The following is a 6,000-nucleotide window of genomic DNA, read 5'->3' as shown; positions in this document are numbered from 1 at the left end:
ACCCCTACCCACCGCAGCCTGACCGCTCAACCCGGCGAACCTTCCCGGTCACAGCACTAGGCAGGGCGTGCCGGGCCTTTGAAATGCCGGTTACGCTGCTGCTATGCACCGCAGGCATCGATGCGCGGAAGGGTGGTGAGGGGTTTGGACGTCGAGCTGCGGCACCTGCGGGCCTTCAGGTCGGTGGCCCGCCATCGCTCGTTCTCGCGCGCCGCCGAGGAGCTGCTGATCACACAGCCGGCGCTGAGCCGCACGATCGCGCAGCTGGAGGCCACCTTGAGCGTCCGCCTGGTCGACCGGTCCTCTCGGCACGTCGAACCGACCGACACCGGCGCGGAGTTCCTCGTCCACGCCGAGCGGGTGCTCGCGGCCATGGACCAGGCCCTCGCCGCCGTCAGCGGCCAGGTCACCCTCCGGCTCGGCTTCAGCTGGCTGCTGCCCGACCCCTGGGCCCAGCAGACCGTTGCCCGTTTCGAACAGACCACCGGCGCATCGGTCGCCCTGACCCGGACCGACGATCCGCTGCAGGCGCTGCGTCAGCACACCGTCGACATCGCTCTCGTTCGCGGCGACCTCGACGCGCCGCAAGGGGCGAGCAGCGTGCACCTGTTCGACGAGCCGAGGATCGCCGTGTGCTCCGAGCGCTGCGAGCTGACCCGCCTCGGCCGGCTGGACTGGACCGACGTCCAGCACTGGCCGCTGGTCGTCAACACTGTCAGCGGAACCACCGGCCCCTGGTCCTGGCCCGAGGACCAGCGCCCGGCCCAACTCATGGAAACGGCCAACTACGACGAATGGCTGGAGACGGTGGCCGCCAACCGCGGCATCGGCATCGTCCCCGAGGTTGCGCAACGCCGCACTCAGCACCCCGCCGTCCGCTTCGTGCCCCTGACCAACGCACCGCCGATCCCGGTCAGCCTCGTCCACCTGCCCGATGCCCGGCGCACCCTCATCCGGCGGTTCCTGGACGCCGCCGTGACCGGGTAGAAGCCGCGGCGCACACTGCCGCCAGCGGTGAACAGCATCCATGTCTGCCATGCATGGGTGCGTCGTACCAGGCATTTCACGCCGGTCCAGGCGGTCGTTAGCGTCGAGGGCAGGGGACAACGAAACAAGATCACGAGGTGTAGGCGACAATGAACACGACAGTGCTGGCCCGGCAGGAATGCGCGATCACCGTCCTGGGCGGCCCGACCGCCGTGCTCGATCTCGGCGGCCTGCGCATCGTCAGCGATCCCACCTTCGACGAGCCCGGTCCGCACGGGTACCTCACCAAGACTGCTGGACCCGCCGCCGACGAGGACGCGGTGGGGCCGGTCGACCTCGTCCTGATCAGCCACGACGGGCATCCGGACAACCTTGACGAGCGCGGCCGGGCGTTCGCGAAGACCGCATCCCTGGTTCTCACGGGACCTCTGGCTGCCGACCGGCTCGGCGCCCCGGCCATCGGCCTGTCCCCCTGGGCCAGCCACACCCTGCCCCGCAGGGACGGCGGGGGCGACCTGACCGTGCTCGCCGTCCCGGCGGTGCATGGCCCCGAGGACGGCGAACGCGACGCCGAGGGGAACGTCAACTGCGAGGTCGTCGGCTTCGTGCTGTCCGGACAGGGACTCCCCACCGTGTATCTGAGCGGTGACAACGCCTCGATCCGCACCGTGGTGGAGATCTCCCGCCGGGTGCCGGACATCGACGCGGCCGTGCTGCACGCGGGAGCGGCACGCGTCCCGACCAAGTTCGACGGCCGGCCGCTGTCCCTGGACGGCCACCGTGCCGCCGCTGCGGCAGCCGTCCTCGGCGCGCGTACGGTCGTCCCGGCCCACTACGACGGCTGGGCCCACTTCACCGAGGGCCGCGATGCCATCGAGCGCGCCTTCGACGACGCGGGCCTCACGCCGGTCCTGCGCATCGCCGACCACGGCAGCTGGCTCCCGCTGATGCCCTGACCACCCTGACCCGAAGGCTTTGCGCCACGCCCCTCAAACGCATCGACCTGCTCCGCGGCCGCAGCCGCGAGAACATCCGGGCCATCGCCGACGCCGTCCAGCAGTCGCTCATTCACCGCCTTCGACGCCGGCCTGGGCTTCCAGCGCCCCCCGGTACCGTCATCGTCCACGTCTTCACCCGGCGCGGCCCCAGCACCGAGGACAAGCAGCGCGTGTACCACACGCTCGCCAAGCAGCTCGCCGAAGCCGGCGTCGACGGCAAGGACCTGTTCGTCAGCTACTTCGAGAACGGCCCCGAGGACTGGTCCTTCGCCGACGGCCGCGCCCTGTACGTCGAGGGCGACCTCCCCGTCCCCGGACGCTGAACTCCTGACGCCGACGGCCGACGCGACCGCCATGGCGCGGCATCAGGTATCCCACCAGCCAGCCCGTCCCCGCACGCTCGCAGGGGCACCGGCATGGAACTCGTCCCCAACAATTCCCTCAAGACCGCCACGCCCCAGGAAGGCCGCGAGCTCGCCATCAAGATGGCCCGGCTTGTCATCAAGGCGACCCAGCACGACGACACGGTCCGCGCCGAACCGCGCCGAACTGCGTCCCCAGTACGCGGAGAACCCAGACTCGCTCGTCGCGGTCGCCCAGGTGGTCGCCATCGAGTTCGCCACCATCGCCGCCGCCAACGACTACTGGCGCTGACCATGTCCGGGGCCAGCGCAAGTCCCAGATCGTCGCACCGCCCATCGCGGCTCCGGGCGCCCGGCAGTCGTGCTGTCCCCGCTGGACGGGCCGCCTCACGCGCCGGACGGCGCATCACTGCCTTGGCGCTGCCGCTGGCGGTGTTTGCGCATCGACACCTGAGAGCCGCAGCCGGTACTGCAGTACAGCCCCGCCCCGTTGCGGGTGCGGTCGAAGAAACCGAAATGGCACGGGGGATTCCGGCACGCCTTGATCCGCCCCCAGTCGCTGCTCTGCGCGAACGTCGTCACCGCAGCCAGCACGGTTCCGAACACGTGCGGCACCCCCGCCTGCGGCGACGCCAGCTCCACACCGCCCGCCGTCACCACCGTCGCCAGTGGGTAGAGCGAACCCACGCGCCGCAGGTGCCGCTCGGCACGCTGCAGCGGCTCACCCAGACTCTCCTCGTCGCCCGAGTGCGCGAGCAGCAGAGTCACCAAGGCATCACGCAGCTCGCGCGCGACCGCGGCGTCGGCGTCGGTCACCACGGTTTCGCCACCGAACTCGGCGCGCTCCGCCAGCCACGCCGCGAACGAGTCCCCGTCCCCGAACAGCTCTCGGCGACCCGATCCGTCCGCTCGCGTGTTCACGAACGCGAGAACGGTCTCGACCGTCGGCGTCACGGTACGCGGGCTGACTCTGGAAGATCCGGCTGCCGCACTGGTCATGCCTCCACACTACAACAGTGCAAGCAGCGCTAATCCTCTTAGCAAGCAACCTTTATGTCCAAGGAAGTTGACTCGTTGCGAGCTAACGCCATACGGTCGCAACATGAACGGATCATTCAACCCTCAGACGCATCCCCGCACATGGCTGATCACCGGCGCGACGTCCGGCATCGGCCGAGAACTGGCGCTCCAGGCGCTGGAGAACGGCGACGCCGTCGCGGCCCTCGCCCGCGACACCTCCGCCCTGGACGACCTGGCGGAAGCGCACGACGAGCGCCTGCTCCTCATCCCGGCGGACGTACGTGACGAGCAAGCCGTACAGGACGCGGTGGAGGGCACGCTCACGCGGTTCGGCCGCATCGACGTGGTGGCCAACAACGCGGGCTACGGACTGTTCGGAGCCGTTGAGGAGGCCTCCGACACCCAAGTCCGCGCCGTGTTCGACACCAACGTCTTCGGAGTGCTCAACGTGCTCCGCGCAACGCTGCCGGTGCTCCGCGCCCAGCGGTCCGGGCACATACTCCAGGGCTCGTCGGTCTACGGGCAGTCCGCCCACCCCGGCGTGGGCCTGCTGGCAGCCACCAAGTACGCGGTCGAGGGACTGTCGGACGCGCTGGCGGCTGAGGTCGCGCCGCTCGGCATCAAGGTCACGATCATCCAGCCCGGACTGACCGCCACCCCCTTCCTGGCCAACCTCGATGTCGCCACCGGCCTCGGCGACTACGACCAGACCGTCCGCGAGGTCCAGAAGGGCATCGGCGAGCTGCCGGCATCCGCGTTCTCCACCACGGCGCGCATCGCCGCAGGCATCCGGACTGCCGTCGACAGCCCCAACCCCCCGCTGCGCCTGGCCCTCGGTGCCTCCAGCGCGACGGGCATGCGCCCCGCTCTGGAAGCCCGCATCGCGGACCTGGACAGCTGGCAGGGTGTGACCGACGCCGTCGACAGGTAGCAAGCCACGGCCGGGACGTGGCATGGCGAAGCCGGCCCGGCTCTCCCCACAGCACGGCAGTAGGGGTCTGGGTCGAAGCCACCGCAGATGGCTTCGACCCAGACCCCTGTCCTACCACTGCTCAGCGCTCTCCCCGGCCGGAGCCGGCCGCCGTCCACCTGTCGGCGGGGGACGGGCACAACCGGGTGGAGGTCGAGCCGGTTGCCCATGTCCAGCTCGAACCGGCCGATTGACCTGTTCGGTCAGGTACGGGGAGATGAGAGCAGTTATTCCGGGGGTCAGCAGGCCCAGTTCGTCGTGAAGACGTAGCGCCTTCGGCGACAGTCGGGACGCCTTCGCGAACGCCCCGATGGTCAGCAACCCCGTGCTCGTGCCTCCTCATGCCGAGCACATCGCCCGGCCCCACTGATGCTGTGCCTTCCCCCAAGGTGAAGGTCAACACAGGAAACTTTGACCGTCTGCCGACCGGTTACCCTCCGCAGCAGGAGGGAGTCTGCGAGACGCCTCCAGGGGAGCTGGTCGACGGCCGAGCAGCCGCGCCGGGAACAGCCGGCCCGGCTGGCACCGTTGCACCGATCGGAGGTCTGGCGCCGCCCGGGCGCGAACGATGTCATGCCCCAGCACGGTCAGGCCTCCCGGATCGCGGAACGCCCACCGCGCACCCGGACCCACACATGTTCCTGCGGGAGGATTTCTTCATGACGGACCGGCCCTTGACGCTCATGGCAGTGCACGCCCACCCCGACGACGAGGCCACCGGAACGGGAGGAGTCCTCGCTCGATACGCGGCAGAGGGCATCCGCACGGTTCTCGTGACGTGTACCGACGGCGGTTGCGGTGACGGTCCGGGGGGTGTCAAGCCGGGTGATCCCGGGCACGACCCGACGGCCGTCGCCTTGATGCGCCGACAAGAACTTGAGGCGAGCTGTGACGTCCTGAAGGTCAGTGACCTGGAGATGCTGGACTATGCGGACTCCGGGATGATGGGCTGGCCGAGCAACGACGCCCCTGGATCGTTCTGGAAGACCCCCGTCGAGGAGGGCGCTGCCCGACTCGCGGCCCTCATGCGGCACTACCGGCCCGATGTGGTCGTCACCTACGACGAGAACGGCTTCTACGGCCACCCCGACCACATCCAGGCCCACCGCATCACGATGGCGGCGCTCGAGATGACCGCGCTGACACCGAAGGTGTACTGGACGACGATGCCACGCTCGGCGATGGAGCGGTTCGGCCAGATCATGCGCGAGTTCCATGAGGACATGCCGGAACCGGATCCTGCCGAGGCCGCTGCGCTGGCCGAGATCGGCCTCCCCGACGATGAGATCACCACGTGGGTGGACACCACCGCATTCAGCGGTCAGAAGTTCGACGCGCTGGCCGCACACGCCAGTCAGGGCGAGAACATCTTCCTCCTCAGGATGGGCAAGGAAAGGTTCGGCGCGTTGATGGGCACGGAGACCTTCGTGCGGGTCCAGGACGCCACCGGCGCGGCCGTGCCCGAGAACGATCTCTTCACCGGTCTGCGCTGACCCGACCGTCCGGCCGGGCCCCGTGGGCGGCGCACCTGGCCTTCCTCTGCGGGCATCCGTCCCGTCTCACTGCACCATGGCCGGGTCCGCAGTTGAGCGGAAGGGCCGGGCTCCGAGGGGAAGCGGAGGGCCGGCACCGCGATGCCACCGCCGCGTACGTCGAGCATCGG

At 69.7% G+C, this 6,000-nt stretch carries 7 protein-coding genes and 1 pseudogene; 7 read left to right on the top strand and 1 reads right to left on the bottom strand.

The annotated features are described in order from the left end of the window. Positions 1-135: 135 nt before the first annotated feature. The 5 genes and pseudogenes from IE207_RS32360 (at position 136) to IE207_RS32345 (ending at position 2,639) form a co-directional block, all read left to right on the top strand. On the top strand, positions 136-987 hold the full coding sequence (locus tag IE207_RS32360; RefSeq protein WP_229874272.1) for a LysR family transcriptional regulator: 852 nt from the start codon (positions 136-138) through the stop codon (positions 985-987). A gap of 149 nt (positions 988-1,136) precedes the next feature. Continuing rightward, complete coding sequence (locus tag IE207_RS32355) at positions 1,137-1,943, top strand: MBL fold metallo-hydrolase (protein ID WP_190187897.1); 807 nt, start codon at positions 1,137-1,139, stop codon at positions 1,941-1,943. Continuing rightward, complete coding sequence (locus IE207_RS34045; RefSeq protein WP_308433704.1) at positions 1,829-2,308, top strand: tautomerase family protein; 480 nt, start codon at positions 1,829-1,831, stop codon at positions 2,306-2,308. Before IE207_RS32355 ends, IE207_RS34045 begins: the two co-directional genes overlap by 115 nt. A 93-nt stretch (positions 2,309-2,401) precedes the next feature. Then, positions 2,402-2,479, top strand: a pseudogene (locus tag IE207_RS34285) (hexameric tyrosine-coordinated heme protein); the annotation flags it as partial. Position 2,480: 1 nt separating this feature from the next. Continuing rightward, on the top strand, positions 2,481-2,639 hold the full coding sequence (locus tag IE207_RS32345; protein ID WP_229874268.1) for a hexameric tyrosine-coordinated heme protein: 159 nt from the start codon (positions 2,481-2,483) through the stop codon (positions 2,637-2,639). 95 nt (positions 2,640-2,734) lie between these two features. On the opposite strand, the gene IE207_RS32340 is transcribed toward IE207_RS32345, so the two are convergent. Continuing rightward, positions 2,735-3,346: a CGNR zinc finger domain-containing protein gene (locus tag IE207_RS32340; RefSeq protein ID WP_190187896.1), complete on the bottom strand. Its 612-nt coding sequence runs from the start codon at positions 3,344-3,346 to the stop codon at positions 2,735-2,737. A gap of 103 nt (positions 3,347-3,449) precedes the next feature. Here IE207_RS32340 and IE207_RS32335 point away from each other — a divergent pair, with 103 nt between their 5' ends. Further along, on the top strand, positions 3,450-4,298 hold the full coding sequence (locus IE207_RS32335) for an SDR family NAD(P)-dependent oxidoreductase (RefSeq protein WP_190187895.1): 849 nt from the start codon (positions 3,450-3,452) through the stop codon (positions 4,296-4,298). A gap of 698 nt (positions 4,299-4,996) precedes the next feature. Then, on the top strand, positions 4,997-5,830 hold the full coding sequence (locus IE207_RS32330; RefSeq protein WP_190187894.1) for a PIG-L family deacetylase: 834 nt from the start codon (positions 4,997-4,999) through the stop codon (positions 5,828-5,830). Positions 5,831-6,000 lie beyond the last annotated feature (170 nt).

Origin of the sequence: Streptomyces cirratus (genome assembly GCF_014650775.1) — a bacterium.
Classification (GTDB): Bacteria; Actinomycetota; Actinomycetes; order Streptomycetales; family Streptomycetaceae; genus Streptomyces; species Streptomyces cirratus.
Note: the sequence above shows the minus strand (reverse complement) of the source record. Positions and strands in the feature narration are given on the sequence as shown.